This is a genomic window from Qipengyuania oceanensis (genome assembly GCF_009827535.1).
In the GTDB taxonomy this organism is placed as follows: Bacteria; Pseudomonadota; Alphaproteobacteria; order Sphingomonadales; family Sphingomonadaceae; genus Qipengyuania_C; species Qipengyuania_C oceanensis.
Window position 1 is genome coordinate 1,432,966 of the sequence record NZ_WTYN01000001.1, and the last position, 15,494, is coordinate 1,448,459.

At 58.2% G+C, this 15,494-nt stretch carries 15 protein-coding genes and 1 pseudogene; 13 read left to right on the forward strand and 3 right to left on the reverse strand.

Annotated elements, in window-relative coordinates; genetic code table 11:
• The first annotated feature begins 33 nt into the window (after window positions 1-33).
• The 6 genes and pseudogenes from GRI48_RS06865 to GRI48_RS06890 form a co-directional block, all read left to right on the forward strand.
• A complete protein-coding gene (locus tag GRI48_RS06865; protein ID WP_160673249.1) occupies window positions 34-1,296 on the forward strand; it encodes a cytochrome P450 in 1,263 nt (420 codons plus the stop codon).
• Window positions 1,297-1,324: 28 nt separating this feature from the next.
• Entirely contained in the window at window positions 1,325-1,651 is a 327-nt protein-coding gene (locus GRI48_RS06870; protein WP_006834191.1) for a 2Fe-2S iron-sulfur cluster-binding protein, read from the forward strand.
• Window positions 1,652-1,719: 68 nt separating this feature from the next.
• Window positions 1,720-2,931 (forward strand): acyl-CoA dehydrogenase family protein, encoded by a 1,212-nt coding sequence (locus tag GRI48_RS06875; protein WP_160673252.1) that lies wholly within the window; start codon window positions 1,720-1,722, stop codon window positions 2,929-2,931.
• 18 nt (window positions 2,932-2,949) lie between these two features.
• The gene (locus GRI48_RS06880) at window positions 2,950-4,020 is read left to right on the forward strand and encodes an acyl-CoA dehydrogenase family protein (protein WP_160673255.1); all 1,071 of its coding nucleotides are present in this window, start codon (window positions 2,950-2,952) and stop codon (window positions 4,018-4,020) included.
• 166 nt (window positions 4,021-4,186) lie between these two features.
• A complete protein-coding gene (locus GRI48_RS06885) occupies window positions 4,187-6,919 on the forward strand; it encodes a TonB-dependent receptor (protein ID WP_160673258.1) in 2,733 nt (910 codons plus the stop codon).
• A gap of 311 nt (window positions 6,920-7,230) precedes the next feature.
• Window positions 7,231-7,410: pseudogene (locus GRI48_RS06890) on the forward strand (IS3 family transposase); the annotation flags it as partial.
• A gap of 155 nt (window positions 7,411-7,565) precedes the next feature.
• On the opposite strand, the gene GRI48_RS06895 reads toward GRI48_RS06890, so the two are convergent.
• Both GRI48_RS06895 and GRI48_RS06900 read right to left on the reverse strand, forming a co-directional pair.
• Window positions 7,566-7,979 (reverse strand): hotdog fold thioesterase, encoded by a 414-nt coding sequence (locus tag GRI48_RS06895; protein WP_160673260.1) that lies wholly within the window; start codon window positions 7,977-7,979, stop codon window positions 7,566-7,568.
• Window positions 7,976-8,863 (reverse strand): alpha/beta fold hydrolase, encoded by an 888-nt coding sequence (locus tag GRI48_RS06900; RefSeq protein WP_011415890.1) that lies wholly within the window; start codon window positions 8,861-8,863, stop codon window positions 7,976-7,978. The genes GRI48_RS06895 and GRI48_RS06900 overlap by 4 nt, the downstream gene beginning before the upstream one ends.
• 263 nt (window positions 8,864-9,126) lie before the next feature.
• On the opposite strand from GRI48_RS06900, the gene GRI48_RS14295 reads away from it, so the two are divergent.
• The 4 genes from GRI48_RS14295 to GRI48_RS06920 all read left to right on the forward strand — a co-directional run bounded on the left by GRI48_RS14295 (window position 9,127) and on the right by GRI48_RS06920 (window position 12,616).
• The gene (locus tag GRI48_RS14295; protein WP_228135198.1) at window positions 9,127-9,312 is read left to right on the forward strand and encodes a MarR family transcriptional regulator; all 186 of its coding nucleotides are present in this window, start codon (window positions 9,127-9,129) and stop codon (window positions 9,310-9,312) included.
• A 330-nt stretch (window positions 9,313-9,642) separates the two neighbouring features.
• Complete coding sequence (locus GRI48_RS06910; RefSeq protein WP_160673262.1) at window positions 9,643-10,209, forward strand: MarR family winged helix-turn-helix transcriptional regulator; 567 nt, start codon at window positions 9,643-9,645, stop codon at window positions 10,207-10,209.
• The gene (locus tag GRI48_RS06915) at window positions 10,206-11,792 is read left to right on the forward strand and encodes an ABC1 kinase family protein (protein WP_160673265.1); all 1,587 of its coding nucleotides are present in this window, start codon (window positions 10,206-10,208) and stop codon (window positions 11,790-11,792) included. The genes GRI48_RS06910 and GRI48_RS06915 overlap by 4 nt, the downstream gene beginning before the upstream one ends.
• 77 nt (window positions 11,793-11,869) lie before the next feature.
• Window positions 11,870-12,616 (forward strand): NUDIX hydrolase, encoded by a 747-nt coding sequence (locus GRI48_RS06920; protein ID WP_103025102.1) that lies wholly within the window; start codon window positions 11,870-11,872, stop codon window positions 12,614-12,616.
• Between the two features lie 485 nt (window positions 12,617-13,101).
• Here the strand turns inward: GRI48_RS06920 and GRI48_RS06925 are convergent, their stop codons facing one another.
• Entirely contained in the window at window positions 13,102-13,491 is a 390-nt protein-coding gene (locus GRI48_RS06925) for a MerR family transcriptional regulator (RefSeq protein WP_046903606.1), read from the reverse strand.
• Window positions 13,492-13,566: 75 nt separating this feature from the next.
• On the opposite strand from GRI48_RS06925, the gene GRI48_RS06930 reads away from it, so the two are divergent.
• Genes GRI48_RS06930 through GRI48_RS06940 form a run of 3 tightly spaced genes read left to right on the forward strand, consistent with a single transcriptional unit; the run spans window position 13,567 to window position 15,443 of the window.
• Complete coding sequence (locus tag GRI48_RS06930) at window positions 13,567-13,914, forward strand: mercuric transporter MerT family protein (protein ID WP_082347936.1); 348 nt, start codon at window positions 13,567-13,569, stop codon at window positions 13,912-13,914.
• Entirely contained in the window at window positions 13,907-14,119 is a 213-nt protein-coding gene (locus GRI48_RS06935; RefSeq protein WP_053833516.1) for a GDCCVxC domain-containing (seleno)protein, read from the forward strand. Before GRI48_RS06930 ends, GRI48_RS06935 begins: the two co-directional genes overlap by 8 nt.
• Window positions 14,112-15,443, forward strand: a complete 1,332-nt coding sequence (locus tag GRI48_RS06940; protein ID WP_123880469.1) for a dihydrolipoyl dehydrogenase family protein — start codon at window positions 14,112-14,114, stop codon at window positions 15,441-15,443. Before GRI48_RS06935 ends, GRI48_RS06940 begins: the two co-directional genes overlap by 8 nt.
• Window positions 15,444-15,494 lie beyond the last annotated feature (51 nt).

Genomic DNA, 15,494 nt, shown 5'->3' on the forward strand with positions numbered 1-15,494 from the left:
GATCAGGCCTGAGATGTAGAAGGAATAGTTCTTATGGACAGCCAGATCGCCGAGCCGGATGCCGCGGCGAGGATCGCGTCAATTCCGATCGAGGAAATCGACGTGGCCCGGCCAAGCCTGTTTCAGAACGATACCATCGGTCTATTTTTTGACAGGTTGCGCGCCGAAGAACCTGTCCACTACTGCCGCGAGAGCTATGTCGGCCCTTACTGGTCCATTACCAAGTTCGACGACATCATGGCGGTGGACACCAATCATAAGGTCTTCTCTTCGGAAGCGAAGCTAGGCGGAATTGCAATCCAGGACATGCATTCGGTGGAAGGCGCGCTCGAACTTGAAATGTTCATAGCGATGGACCCGCCCAAGCACGATCAGCAGCGCAAGGCGGTGACTCCGGCAGTGGCTCCGTCCAACCTGCAACTGCTCGAGCCGATCATCCGCAAGCGCGCGGGAGAGATTCTCGATGAACTCCCGATTGGCGAAGATTTCGACTGGGTGGATAAGGTTGCGATCGAGTTGACGACGATGACGCTGGCAACCTTGTTTGATTTCCCTTGGGAGGAGCGGCGCAAGCTGACGCGCTGGTCCGATGTAGCAACTGCGGCACCTGAAACCGGGATCGTCGAATCCTACGAGGCGCGGCGCGAAGAACTCATCGGTTGCGCGATGTATTTCAAGACTCTGTGGGACGAACGGATAAACGAGGAGCCGAAGAACGACCTCATCTCGATGATGGCTCATTCTCCCGCCACGCGCGACATGCCGTTCCTCGAGTTTCTCGGCAATCTTATGCTGCTGATCGTCGGTGGAAACGACACGACACGCAATTCCATCAGCGGCGGCGTGCTCGCCTTGAACCAAAGCCCGGACGAGTACGCGAAACTCGACGCGGATCCTTCGCTCATTAGCAAAATGGTTCCGGAAATCATCCGTTGGCAGACCCCCCTCACTCATATGCGCCGCACCGCGCTGGAAGATTGGGAGATCGGCGGCAAACAGATCAAGAAGGGCGACAAGGTGGTGATGTGGTACCTGTCAGGCAACCGCGACGAGAGTGCTATCGAGCGCGCGGACCAGTTCATCATCGACCGCAAAAATCCGCGCCATCACCTCTCATTCGGCTATGGCATTCACCGCTGCATGGGAAACCGGCTCGCGGAACTGCAGCTGCGGATCATCTGGGAAGAAATTCACAAGCGCTTTTCCCGGGTCGAGGTTACAGGTGAACCAGAGCGTCTTTTTTCAAACCTCGTCCGCGGAATCACCAGGCTGCCGGTGCGGCTCCACGCCCGCTGACTCTCGAGATCGAAATGCGGAGTTCAAGATGATCAAAATTACGTTCGTGGCTAGCGATGGTGAGCGACGGGAGGTCGAAATAGAAGAAGGCGAGACAGCCAGGGAAGCGGCGCTATACAATGACGTGCCGGGTATCGATGGCGATTGCGGAGGGGTATGTGCTTGCGCGACCTGTCATGTGCATGTCGATCCCGAATGGATCGACAAGGTGGGTCGGCTTATGCATGATGGAATGGAGGCCGACCTCTTGCAGTTCGCCGAAGGCACCACTGAATACAGTCGCCTTGCCTGTCAGATTCCGATGAAGCCGATGCTGGATGGATTGGTTCTTCACCTACCCGAACAACAATACTGACGGAGGGATCCTCGTCCCCGTAGCCTACATTCTTATCTGTCTTTCCTTGATTCTTCGAGAAAACACCCATGGCCACACAAATCGAGCCCGCAACCCAGACCGACGAAGACGCCTTCCGCGCGGAAGTGCAGCAGTTTCTGGCGGACAATTTTCCCGCCGAACTCAAGGGCCAGTCCAACGCACTGGCCGGCGTGGACGGCCCCACCAACGAAACGCCGGCGCAGACCGAGTGGCGCGAAGCCGTGGGCGCGCGCGGCTGGGGCACCCCCACCTGGCCGAAGGAGTACGGCGGCGGCGGCCTCACCAAGGCGCAGGCCAAGATCATCGACCAGGAATTCGCCAAGGCGGGTGCCTACAACCCGATCGGCGGCATGGGCGTCATGATGTTCGGGCCGACGCTGCTCGAATACGGGAACGAGGCGCAGAAAAAGGAACACATCCCCTCGATCTGCCGCGGCGAAATCCGCTGGTGCCAGGGCTATTCGGAACCCAATGCCGGCTCTGACCTCGCGAACCTCCAGACCTTTGCCGAGGACAAGGGGGACCACTACCTTGTCAACGGCCAGAAGACCTGGACCAGCGGCGGCCAATGGGCCGACAAGTGCTTTGCAATTGTACGAACCGACAAGAGCGACAAGCACAAGGGCATCAGCTTCATGCTGATCGACATGGACACGCCCGGCGTCGAAGTCCGCCCGATCACCATGATCAGCGGCACGAGCCCGTTCTGCGAAACCTTCTTCACCGATGTGAAGGTGCCCAAGGACAATCTCGTCGGCGAGGAAGGCCAGGGCTGGACCATCGGCAAGCGCCTTCTGCAGCACGAACGCACCAACATCTCGGGCGGCGGCAGCCTCGCCCGACTCATGGGCCAGAGCCTTGGCAATATCGCCAAGAAGTACCAGTCGACGGGCGCCGACGGCGAACTCGCCGATGCGGTGCTGCGCGACAAGATCGCCGATTTCGAAATCCGCTGGAACAGCTTCCTGCTCACCGCGCGCCGCGCGATGGAAGAGAGCAAGGCAGCTGGCGGCGTCTCCGAAATCAGCTCTGTGCTCAAGAAGCTCGGCACCAAGCTGAGCCAGGAACGCAGCGAATTGCTGATCGAAATCCGCGGGTTGCAGGGCCTCGGCTGGGAAGGCGACGGCTTTTCGGACGGCGAGCTCGGGGCCGTGCGCGCGTGGCTCTTCGGCAAGGCGACCACCATCTATGGCGGCTCGACCGAAATCCAGAACAACATCATCGCCAAGCGCGTGCTCGGCATGCTCGACCACCAGTAAGAGAGGGGAGCAAGGACAATGGCCGTTCTCAACGAAGAACAGGAAATGCTGCGAGATATGGCGCGCGAATGGACCGTCAACGAAAGCCCGGTCACCGAATTCCGCAAGGTCCGCGCCAGCGGCGAGCCCGAAGCCTTCAACCGCGACGCCTATGCGACGATGGCGCAGATGGGCTGGGCCGGGGTCATCATCCCCGAAGAGCATGGCGGGTCGGACTTCGGCTTCCTGTCCGCGGGCCTCGTCGTCGAGGAACTCGGCAAGACGCTCACCGCCAGCCCGCTGGTGATGAACACCGTCGCCGCCTCGGCGATCGTTCTTGGCGGCAGCGACGAGCAGAAGGCCAGGTGGCTGCCCAGGCTGGCGAGCGGCGAGGCCATCGCCACCCTCGCCGTCGACGAAGGGCCGAGCCACGATCCTGCGAAGATCGAGACCAGTGTGTCCGACGGCAAGCTGAGCGGCACCAAGGCCTTCGTCCATGAAGCGCATGGTGCGGACCTGTTCGTCGTCGCGGCGAAGGACGGGCTTTACCTGGTCGAGAAAGGCGACGGCGTCGCGCTCACCACCCGCAAGCTGACCGACCAGCGCAGCCATGCCGACGTCACCTTCGACGGCGCGGCGGCGGAGAAGCTCGCCAATGGCGGCGACAGCCTGCTCGATGACGTGCTCGACCGCGCGCGCGTGCTCACCGCAGCCGAAATGCTCGGCATGGCGCAGCAAGTGTTCGACGACACGCTCGACTATCTGAAGCAGCGCGTGCAGTTCAACCAGGTGCTGGCGAGCTTCCAGGCGCTGCAACACCGCATCGCGGACCTCTTCGCCGATCTCGCCCAGATGCGCAGCGCGGTCGAGGCGGGCCTGCAAGCCGTCGATGCCGGCTTCGGCGTGGCGCGCGCGGCGACCATCGCCAAGGCGGAAGCCAACCGCGTTATGCACACCATGGCAAACGAGGGCATCCAGCTGCACGGCGGGATCGGCATGACCGATGAGTACGACGTCGGCTTCTATCTCAAGCGCGCCCGCGTGCTGGAGCAGAGCTTCGGTTCGTCGAGCTGGTTAAAGGACCGATTTTCCAAGCTTTCTGGCTACTAGAAACCTGCATGTAGTGACCTGCATGGCATTTTTGCCACATGCTTGTCGACAATGTGAAATAATCCGTCAATTCATCTACCAAGTCTTGAAATGAAACGCGATTATCGGCATCGTTTCTAACATCGACTAGTGCCTAGGATGGGGCACATTCTTAGAGGAGAGGCACATGAAAAGATTTCCATCACGCCACCATTGCGCCCTTGGTGCATTGGCAGCGGCACTTGCCTTCACACCGACAGCCGCCTTCGCCCAGGATGTTGGCGAACCCGATGCGGATCTGGTTGAAGGGGCCGATGTCGAAGACCAAAACGTAATCATTGTTACCGCGCAAGGGCGATCGCAGGTCTTGGCGGATGTTCCAGTCGCCGTGTCAGCTGTTTCCGGAGAAACCCTCCAGAATTCGGGCGCCAGCGACATACGTGAGCTGAACCAGGTTGCACCGTCCCTGCTGGTGTCTTCCACCGGCAACGAAGCTAACGGTTCCGCGCGTATTCGCGGTATCGGCACGGTCGGCGACAACCCTGGTCTGGAAAGTTCGGTCGCGGTTTTTGTCGATGGAGTCTATCGCTCTCGTTCGGGAAGCGCCCTGAGTGAGCTCGGCCCTATCGACAGGGTCGAAATCCTTCGCGGTCCCCAAGGTACTCTGGGCGGGCGGAACTCATCGGCAGGCCTGATCAATATCTACACCGCACCGCCCGAGTTCGATTTCAGCGCATACGGGGCCTTCACTTATGGCAACTATGATGCGATCCGCGTCGAAGGTGGCATAAACGCTCCGCTTGGCGACACCGTAGCTGCGCGTGTGGACGGCGTGTATTTTGAGCGCGACGGCTTCTACAACGATATTACCAACGGCGGGACGATCAACAATCGCGATCGTTATCTGGTCCGCGGTCAGCTCCTGTTCGAACCCAATGACGACCTGTCCATTCGCCTTGTCGGGGATTATTCCAAAAAGGACGAAGCGTGCTGTGCCGCGACGTTCGTCCAGCCCGAGTTTGCTCCGCTTGCACGGATCAGCGCTGGATTTGATCCCTTTACGAGGCCATCGGATGGGGCCGCCCTGACGAGTACCGCAAATCCGATCGTTCCCGTGTTGCTTGCGCTTGGGCAGGATCCGCGTGCCCTCACCCAGGATACATTCAACCGCGACCTGTACCCTACGCCGGGCAGAAGCTATAAAGGCGAAACCGAAGACTACGGTATTTCGGCTGAGATCAATTGGGATTTCGGGAACGTCACGTTGACGTCTATCACGGGCTACCGTGAATATGCCAACAGCCAGGGATCTGACACCGATTACACTACTGTCGATATTCTCTACCGCGCTCCGACCGAGAATGCTCTTGCTCGAGACTTTGAAACATTCACTCAGGAACTGCGCCTTACCGGTGAGGCCTTCGATGGCAAACTCGATTGGTTGATCGGCGCGTATTACGCCAATGAAGAACTGCAGGTGCGTGACAATCTGCGGTTCGGCACCCAGTACGGCAATTTCGTAGCGTGCCGCATCGCTATCGCGATCAACCCGGCTTTGGTCAATCCGGGGGCTTCCAATTGCCTGGGTGCCAACGTGGCGGCATTGGACGGTACGCTGACCGGAAGCCCGGCATTCGGCGCTGCAACCCCGGCGATCCTCGCAGGTATCAACAACCTTGCAAGCATCAGCGATTTGGGAACGGTCAGCGAGGTCTACAATCAGACGAGTGAGAACTTCGCGTTCTTCACGCATAATATCTTTGCGATCACGGATACGCTCGATTTGACGCTGGGGCTTCGTTATACAAACGAAACCAAGGACTTCGACGCAACTTTCCGCAACGACAACACGGTTTGTCCGACAAACCGCAATCTGCTCGGAGGCTTTCTGGGTGTTCCGACTTTGGCACCTCTGGCCGGTGGTATCATCAGCCTTTCCTGCCAAGGCAATTCGACATTGGAGCTCGATGGAGTTTCTCTCGAAGACTCGCGCGAAGAAGAGGAGTTTACCGGCACGGCTATCCTGAGCTGGAAGCCAACTCCCGATCTGCTAGTCTACGGTTCGTATTCACGCGGCTACAAGGCGGGCGGTTTCAACCTCGACAGGTCTGCACTGTCAAATCCGCTTGCGTTCGATCCGGCCAATATCTCGGCAGCCGCGCTGCAGTTCGATGAAGAAACAGTCGATGCATATGAGATCGGCCTCAAATACTCGACACGCGAGTTCGGGGTTAGCATTGCAGGCTTCCGGCAAGAGTTCAGTAACTTCCAGTTGAACACGTTCAATGGGGCGTTCTACATTGTGCAGACGGTCAATAGTTGCGATAGCGATCTCGGCGGGGCCGACAGAGACGCAAGCGCGACAACCGGTGCATGCTCTTCCGATGAAGTTGCACCAGGTGTGATCGCTCAAGGTGTCGAGATCGAAACCTATCTACGGCCCGCTCGTGATTTGGATATTACCCTTGGCGTCACCTATTCTGATACGAGCTTTGAAGACAATCTTATCGGGGACGATACCGGGGCACCGCTCGACCCCGCACTACGCTTGCTGCCAGGCGACAACCTGTCGAATGCACCAGAGATCGTGGCAACATCGTCGCTTACGTGGACGCCGCCAATCGGCGACAGTGGGCTCGAAGGCCTGGTCTTCGTGAACGCTCGTATGGCTGGTGATTACAACACCGGCTCCGACCTGCTCTTCGGCAAGGAACAGGACAGCTTCGTCGTAGTGAACGGGCGTGTGGGTCTGACCAATATTGCGGATCGCTTCGCGATCGAGGGATGGGTCAATAATTTGTTTGACGTTGGGTATACGCAGGTGGCCTTCAACACGCCTTTCGTGGCTCCGCAACAAACGTTCTCCGCTTTTCTTGCGGAACCGCGGACTTACGGCATCACCGTGCGCGGCAAGTTTTAAACTTACTCGCTAATCGCAAGAGGGTTCGGCGCTTCGCTGTGTCGAGCCCTCTTTTTCGAACTTTTATTTGCTCACGACTTGGTGGCGTCCGAACAAAAGTTCCGTGTGCTCAATATCGTCGATGATGTGATAGGGAGAGGCCGGCAGCGGTGTTCGCTGCATGAATCCCTCTTCGCTGGGCTACCAGCCGCCGGCCCCACAAACGATCTTGCCTCGTCCTGCCATGCTGCCTTACGCTGCGCTCCAGGCCGTCCAGCAGGGCGACCCCAACCGCCGGAACTCTAACTTAACCGGTGGACCACCCTGATGGGGCAGGTCAGGTGGAAGACTACAACCGAAAGAGACCGCCCTCATCCCTTGGCTACGCGACACCGGCGGCGTTCGCCGCCGAACTAGATAAGCAATGGCCTGCTTCGCCACGCCCTACGGGCTCCGCTGCGCAGCCCATTGCTTCAACCGCGCTCATACGCATCAACGCAGCTCGGCTCTAATCCCAGCTGGGGGAAGATCAGGGGGTCACGTCACTCATTGGAAGGCGGCTATCGCGACGCAATTCGCTCTGAAAGTCGTGGGACTATTTTGCAGGTCTTCGAGGAACAGACCTGCTAATTTTCGCCCTGCAGTTAGTTCCATTAGGATAACGCTGTTAGCATACGTAGGCACCGCGGCCGCTAGCCAAAAGGTTGCCAGTAGGACCGTATACACGTGTTTCAGCGACCGAGATATTTTTACCGATCTTGATTATTTTGCCCGATGCTACGAGTGGTCCCGAGGTTGCCGGGCGGTGGTAGTCGACCCTCAGATCGGCGGTCGCCTTGGCCCCTGTACCTTGCGACAATAAGGTGTAGAGCCCGGTTAAATCGATCAGAGAGGCGAGCACGCCGCCATGCGCTGAACCGATTGCCGGGTTTGACACGATCTCGTCGCGCCAAGGCATCTCCAGTTCAAGCTGCTCGTTCGAGCATGACCGTAAAGTGAGGCCAAGCCACCGGTGAAACGGGGTAATCTGCAGGATCTCTTCGAGGCGCTTAGGATCGATCCTTGTCAGATTATCGGTCATGTAACGGCTCCCTGCGGACTGTGATTACGCTTGAGAAAATCGAGTATCGCTGCCGAAAAGGCATCGTTGGCATCGCCAACCACCATATGTGTTGCCTCTGCGATGTCGGTGTATTCAGCGTGTGGAACAAGTTCGAGCAATTGCGCGACCGCGTCTTCGGAAACCAGATCGCTCGATCCGCCGCGAATAATATGCAATGGCAGCGAAAGCCTGCTGGCTGCATCGTTCAGCGCATCAAACTGGCGTTCCTGATGAGCCGGATCGCTTCGCTTGGCTAGTGTGATGTTGCGGATAAAGGCCGGATCCCAATGCCAGTAGTAGCGGCCGTCTTCCTTCTCTCGCAGATAGCGCCGTAAGCCCTTGCCGGCTCCGCGCTTGCGGCGATGTGGCATGTAGCGCGCGATGACCTCTGCCGCTTCGTCCGGTGAAGAGAAACCGGTCTCCACGTGCTCCTCCATAAAGCCGACTACGCGCATAACGCCCCCCGTCTCCATACGCGGCGCGATGTCGACGAGAGTGAGCGACGCGAAGCGGCCCGGCGCAAGGTGTCCTTCGGCGATCAGTCCGGCCAGCCCGCCAAGGGAGGCCCCGACGAGCGCTGGCTTGCGGTCCATTTTTGAAGCGATCGCAACGAGATCTGAAGCGAAGTCGCGCGTTTCGTAAGCGCCCTCGGCAGACCATTCGCTGTCGCCATGACCGCGCATATCAATTGCGATCGGACGAAATCCCGCATTGGCGAGATCGGCTGTGACACGTTTCCATGCGTGACGGGTCTGGCCGCCCCCATGCGCGAGTAAGACCGGTAAAGCATCGGCATTTCCGGTCGCTTCGGCTGCTATGGAGATGCCACCATCTCCCCCGATATGGAAAGTTTGCGACTGCATACCGCAACCTCATATTGTAAATCGATTTACAGTAAACGGCTTTATTTCCTGATCCGCTATGGTAGGTTGCCCTAGATGGCTGCCATGACGGGCTATGACGCGGATACAAAGGGGGGCAAGTTCCCTCACCGATACCGATCGGCTGTTCTTTCTTATGGAGGAAGTGACCCGGCGTTTGCGCAGGACCGCCGATTCTTCGGTTGAACAATTCGGGCTCACGCGGACGCAATGGCGTATATTGGCTTATCTTTCGGAGCCCAGGCATGACCCAGACAGAGCTGGCTCGGGAACTGAAGCTAGAGCGCGCTAGCATCGGCCAGACTATTGATCGCCTGGAAGAACTTGAGCTGGTGGAAAGACGCAGGCGCGAAGAACGACAGGCGCGTTTGGCGGGTTCATTTACGCCCTGCCGCAATCGAGCTACTTCCCAAGATGCGAGTAGAAGCTGATGCAATGTATGCTCGCTTGCTCGGGGGGATCCGTTTTGGGGAACTGGAGCGCTTACGCAGATCGCTGGCTAGGATGCATGACAATCTGGGCAGCGAGCCATAATCACTCGAAATCGAGCCCATGCCCCGCGTTCACGCCCGCGTTTGCCCTTCAGGGGGTCTGATGCTCAGATGAGGGACGCCGAGCGCATGCGATCATAACATCCCGGCAGTCGTGGCAGGCGAGGTGGCCGGAGCCCCCGCACTCACCCAGCGCCGTTCGGTTCCTTATCAGCTTGAGCGACCATCGGATTCAGTTTCTGCTGTAGCGTGAAATCAGCGAGTGTTTGCATGGCGGCACTGCTAGCGAATATGGTTGACGCTGAGCTTGAACACGCCAGGCATGCGCGAGTCTTCCAAGATAGCGCTATGGATAAGCATATGCCGAAAGATGAGATACGTGATTACGCCCCCAACGAAAAGGATGACATCCTTTATTTGCTAGAAGAGGTGAACAGGACCGCTCGGCGGACCTTCGACGCTCTGATCGTGGGGCTCGACCTCAATCAAACACAATGGCGGATCATCGCGTCCTTGTTGCGAGAACCTACGCTAACACAGACCGAGATTTCTCGCCTGCTCGAGCTTGAATCGGCGACGATAGGACAGGCTGTCGCAGTTTTGGTTGAAAAAGGTTTGATCGAGCGAGAGCGGGCGGCGCACGATCGAAGAGTTTGGAACCTCCACCTCACCGAGCAAGTAAGAACCATCTGGCCGGAACTGCGCGAAGCGGCTGATCGACTCCACGAAATTCTCTGGAAGGGAATGTCTGCGCCTCAAATCGACCTCCTGCGTACGATGCTTCGAAAAGTTGCGGAGAATCAGAAGCAGGCTGACACTTGCGAAGAAAGCCGATGAAGCATGATCTGGAAAACAGTGTCGGTGAACTGACGCGGCTAGCAGAACTCGGTCAGATTTTCGCCCGGCACGGTCTGAAAAATCTCGGAAGCTTGCTTGGCTTTATGCCGGTTTCGGAGAATGAGCCAGATACCGAGGACTTGCGTCCTGCATCGGTGGTGGCGCTGTTGCGCGATGTCGGCCCTGTCGGAATAAAGCTTGGCCAGCTCCTGGCGACCAGAAGCGATCTGTTTACACAACCCTGGATTTCCGCGTTCGGCACTCTCCACGACCAGGTGGAACCGCTGCCGTTCGATAAGATCGAACCGGTGATTGTATCGGCTTGGGGCAGCGACTGGGAACGTGAATTCGCCGCTTTCAAGAGAAACCCGATCGCCTCAGCCTCTATCGCGCAGACTTATGTCGCAACCCTGCTGGACGGAAGCGAGACTATCGTGAAAATCCGCCGACCCGGCATGGCGTCTAGGATCGAGGCGGACATGAGGCTGTTGACACGGCTCGCGGGCCTCGCCGAGCGTCGGTCAAGCGACATTGCCCGCTATCGACCCGTGGAATTCCTTCAGACATTCGCCAAGAATTTAGCGCGGGAGATGGACCTGGCGGCAGAAGCACGTGCCTGTGAAAGGATTGGCGGTTATCTGGAGATGCTTGGGGTGAAGACGCCCGCGATCCACTGGGAACTCACAGGCTTGACGATCAATGTGCAGGAAGCCCTGGGCGGAAAGCCCGCGTCGCGGCACCCGGCAACTGATCCGGCAGGGAATGCCCAGTTCGCGAAGCGCTATGCCGATGCAGTGCTACGGATGATCCTTCTCAATGGAGAGTTTCATGGCGACCCGCATCCCGGCAACGTCTTCTGGATGGAAGGGAACCAGGTAGGCTTCATCGATTTCGGCTCGGTCGGCTTTCTCAGCGGCGCGCGGCGTCAGGAAATCGTCCGACTGATTTTCGCTATCGCGAACGAACAGATAGACAAGGTGGCCGATCTGCTGCTCGACTGGGCAGGCAATCCACTCGTGGATCGCGCGCAATTGGTGATGGACCTGGATGAGCTGATCGCGGAATTTAGCGGCACAGCTCTTGCCGGGATAGAATTCGCGGCAATTTTCGATCGGGTTTTCGGATTATTGCGCGATTATCGCCTCGTATTGCCGCCCGACCTCGCTATTTTGCTGCGCACCCTGCTGACCGCAGAGGGCTTCGTTCGCTCTTTGGCGCCGGACTACAATATCGCCGAAGAAACGAAGCCGATCGTGATGCAATTGTTTGCCGAGCGATTTTCGATCGGAGCCGCGCGGGATCATTTGGCCAAGGTCCGCAGTGGCCTGCTGGATTTCTCGGCATCGCTGCCCGAGCTAATCGAGAACGTTACCTCGGTCGCTCGATCGGGTACGATTCAGGTTTCCATCGACCCAGCCAGTCTGAACCATCTGACGCGGGAAGGGCACCGCAGCACCCCCGTCAAGGGTCCCGTGGTCGGCGCGTTGATCGTCTCTGCCGCTTTGCTGGCCGACCAATCGTTGTTACTGGCAGGAATTGTTCTGGCTTGCGCGGGATTAGCACTCATTCCTAGATGGAACTGATAAGACCATACGCTGGAAACGCTTCGATCACGGCCGCCCGGCACCGATATTGGCTACATCCGGGGAGAAGAGTGGAAATGACCGAGCAGAAACCTGCCGAGGCGGTGCCTGCCGCCACCATGCTGCTGGTGCGGGATGAACCGGAGTTTCAGGTTCTCATGGTGAAGCGACATCATCAGATCGACTTCGCATCTGGAGCACTGGTCTTCACTGGCGGGAAACCCCATTCAGATGATTCTTTGGAGGAATGGGCCGCTTACTCTGACGGGTGGGATCAGGTCGATACGACCCAGAGAATTTTAAAGATCGCTGCGATCCGCGAAGCTTACGAGGAGGCTGGCATTTTGCTGGCGGTCAACCGCGATGGCAGCCCTTTCGAAGGGGCCTGTGACCCGGACAGCCGCAGGGCAGTCGAACAGGGCGAAAGATCGTTCCTCGATGTCGTCCGGCAGTCCGATGTGATCTTGCGGCTCGACAGTCTCACCGATTTTGCCCGGTGGATTACCCCGGTCTTCATGAAGAAACGGTTTGACACCTGGTTCTACGTCGCTCGAGCCCCCGAACGCCAGATTGCCGCGTGCGATGGCTATGAGACGGTGGATGCAGAATGGCTGTCACCCAATCGTGCTCTGGAGATGGGCAAATCGGGCGAGCGCACGGTCATTTTCCCGACCCGACTGAACCTGGAACTGTTGTCCAAGGCGAACAGTGCTGCGGACTGCGTAGATCGCGCGCTGGCGCGCACGATCTTGCCTGTCCTGCCGCGGGTCTTGCAGCGAGATGGCAAGAATATCCTGACCATCCCGGAGGATGCAGGTTACTGACCTGCCCCAGAAGAGGCATCACATTCGAAATAATTTTTTACGTCTTATCAGATAGCTAGGAATTCGGTCGTCTCCAAAAAGCCCTCAAAAGGCCCTCAAAAGCCGTCTAATGCATTGGTTCGATGCCTTTTTCGGGACTCCAAATTCAATTTCTCCCTATGCGAGTTGGGCGATATCAATGTCAGCTTTACGCCCGTATTGTGTTGAAAAAGTCGGCCCCGCCGCGCCGGAGGTTAATTTCGGGCAACAAAAATTCAGAGTGAGCTTGCCGCTTGAATCATTGTTACACTACGAGGCGTGCCAAAGTTCTAGTGTTACCGACCAAAACGGGTGGCAGAGTTTTTCAACACAATACGCCCGGATTCTGGACGTAGCCCGCGCATAGCAAGGTGCCCGAAAGCGGACCGCTTGCTTTTCTGCTCTGGCAGGCTGAGTCAATTGTGAGTGTTGGATGGAACGTTGGTCCGTAGCTTGGATCTGCTGGATTAGCCTTCGCCGGCTAAGCTTTCCAATACCGGGCACCGATCATCACTGGTAGTGCCACACTGCCTGATCAATTTTGTCAGAGCAGTTTCCATGCGCGCGAGGTCCGCCAGCTTGGCGCGGACGTTCCCGAGATGCTGTTCCGCGATTGATTGCACTTGATCGCAATGCACATCGGGCCCCGGTGTGAGGTCGAGCAGCGCCCGCACCTCTTCAAGGGAGAAGCCGAGTTCGCGCGCACGCCGAACGAAACGCAGCCGCTCGATGTCCCGAGGACCGTAGTCGCGGTAAGCGCCCCTTCGTGGAGGCGGGTCGATGACTCCTATCCGCTCATAATATCGGATTGTCTCGATTTTGCATCCGGTCTGTTTCGATACATCACCGATTTTCACACGAAACCCCTTGAGTCTGTAGTTGCTACAGACTGTAAATAATTGCGGGAATCGGGTTTTGGAAAGGGACGACTGGTGCGCAGCTTCAGCACATGGTGGAACGGATTAGCGGCGGGCAGCGGTGTCTTTGCTGCCTTCGGAGCAGCTGCTTGCTGTGCACTCCCATTGACGCTTACGTCAGTTGGTGTGGGTTCCGCGTGGCTTGGCAGCATCTCGCCTGTCGTAGCCCCCTATCGCCTCCCCCTGCTGACCCTCGCGTCGGCTCTTCTCCTCGCTGCGACCCTCCGTTTGCTCTGGCAGTTTAGGCAGGCACAAACATGCCCGGCGGACAGTGCATGCGGATCACCGACCTATCGAGCGCTGACCGCCATAGGGATTGCCATCGGTGCTGCGCTGCTGACAGGTGCCTTCCTCTATGGCTGATCCGATCCTGATCTCGCGCTTGCGCTGCCCCGAATGCGGTCATGAAGAAGACATGGAAATGCCGACCAACGCCTGCATGTTCTTCTACACTTGCACGGGCTGCGGCGTGCGTCTCAAGCCGCTCCACGGCGATTGCTGCGTGTTCTGCTCCTACGGCACAGTTCGCTGTCCTCCGATACAGGAAGGGGACTGCTGCAATGGCTGAGGCTTTCGATTTCATTGCGATCGGATCGGGAACGGCTGCGCAGGTCGCGGTCCACCAGATGGCCGACGCCGGGAAGCGTTGCGCGGTTATCGATTACAGGCCCTACGGTGGCACATGCGCGCTCCGAGGGTGCGATCCGAAAAAGATGATGGTGAGTGGAGAGGAAGCGCTCGCTGCACACAGGCGATTGAAGGGGAAGGGTATCGAAGGTTCTGTTTCGATTGACTGGGGTGACCTCCAGGCATTCAAGCGCAGCTTCACCGACCCCGTCCCTGAAAAGCAGGAAGCTCGCTACGAGCGAAAGGGCGTCGCGACCTTCCACGGCACGGCTCGCTTCGCTGGCCCCGGCCGGATCGTGATAGGCGAGACCGAACTGTGTTTTTCCCACGCTCTTATCGCGACGGGGGCGGAGCCTCGATCACTTGGCATCGAAGGCGAGCCGTTGCTGACCCACAGCGATGCATTCCTAGAACTCGAATCCCTTCCAGATCGGATCGTATTCGTCGGCGGTGGATACATAGCTGCGGAATTTGCCCACCTCGCGGCGCGGGCAGGTGCAAAGGTGACCATCATCCAACGAGGCCGCATTCTGAAAGCCTTCGACCCTGACACGGTCGATTGGCTCATGCCGAGTTTCGACGATCTCGGCATTGAAATCGTGGACGCCGAGGTGAACAGCGTAGCGAAGAGAGGCGGCGTTCTGACCGTCCATGCTGGCGACCGCAGGATCGAAGGGGACTTGGTGGTGCACGCTGCCGGAAGAGTCCCTGCGATCGGTTCGCTCGATCTGGGGGCGGGAGACGTCGCCTGTGACGAGGGTCGCTTGGTGCTTACCGCTCAACTACGAAGCCAAAGCAACCCCAAAGTCTTCGCGGCGGGTGACGCTGCTGCAAATGGTCCGCCACTGACTCCGGTCTCCAGTCATGATGCCAAAGTGGTTCTTGAGAACATACTCGAAGATAGCGGCCGAGCTCCGAACTATTGTGGGGTTCCTAGTGCACTTTTCACGGAGCCGCCGGCGGCGCGGGTCGGAATGCTGGAAAGCGAGGCGCACGAGGCAGGTTTGGATTTCACGGTGAATGCTGGATCGCACCCAGGTTGGTTTTCGGCAAGGCGGCTGAACGAAGAGATCTACGGCCACAAGGTGCTGGTCGAAACTGGAACAGGACGCATCCTTGGGGCTCACCTGGTCGGCCCTGACGCTGACGAACTGATCAATATCTTCGGCTTAGCCATCCGACATGGGCTTAATGCGGACGATATTAAATCGACTATGTTTGCTTACCCTACAGCTGCCTCCGACGCCGGATCTATGTTGGGTTGAGCAGCACCCGATCGCCGGAGTTCTCTCCATTCCAACCCAACGACTGCTTTC

Coding starts and splice junctions, on each gene's coding strand:
- GRI48_RS06865 (WP_160673249.1), top strand. CDS start 34: ATGGACAGCCAGATCGCCGAGCCGGATGCCGCGGCGAGGATCGCGTCA.
- GRI48_RS06870 (WP_006834191.1), top strand. CDS start 1,325: ATGATCAAAATTACGTTCGTGGCTAGCGATGGTGAGCGACGGGAGGTC.
- GRI48_RS06875 (WP_160673252.1), top strand. CDS start 1,720: ATGGCCACACAAATCGAGCCCGCAACCCAGACCGACGAAGACGCCTTC.
- GRI48_RS06880 (WP_160673255.1), top strand. CDS start 2,950: ATGGCCGTTCTCAACGAAGAACAGGAAATGCTGCGAGATATGGCGCGC.
- GRI48_RS06885 (WP_160673258.1), top strand. CDS start 4,187: ATGAAAAGATTTCCATCACGCCACCATTGCGCCCTTGGTGCATTGGCA.
- GRI48_RS06895 (WP_160673260.1), bottom strand. CDS start 7,979: ATGACCGATAATCTGACAAGGATCGATCCTAAGCGCCTCGAAGAGATC.
- GRI48_RS06900 (WP_011415890.1), bottom strand. CDS start 8,863: ATGCAGTCGCAAACTTTCCATATCGGGGGAGATGGTGGCATCTCCATA.
- GRI48_RS14295 (WP_228135198.1), top strand. CDS start 9,127: ATGACCCAGACAGAGCTGGCTCGGGAACTGAAGCTAGAGCGCGCTAGC.
- GRI48_RS06910 (WP_160673262.1), top strand. CDS start 9,643: ATGGCGGCACTGCTAGCGAATATGGTTGACGCTGAGCTTGAACACGCC.
- GRI48_RS06915 (WP_160673265.1), top strand. CDS start 10,206: ATGAAGCATGATCTGGAAAACAGTGTCGGTGAACTGACGCGGCTAGCA.
- GRI48_RS06920 (WP_103025102.1), top strand. CDS start 11,870: ATGACCGAGCAGAAACCTGCCGAGGCGGTGCCTGCCGCCACCATGCTG.
- GRI48_RS06935 (WP_053833516.1), top strand. CDS start 13,907: ATGGCTGATCCGATCCTGATCTCGCGCTTGCGCTGCCCCGAATGCGGT.
- GRI48_RS06940 (WP_123880469.1), top strand. CDS start 14,112: ATGGCTGAGGCTTTCGATTTCATTGCGATCGGATCGGGAACGGCTGCG.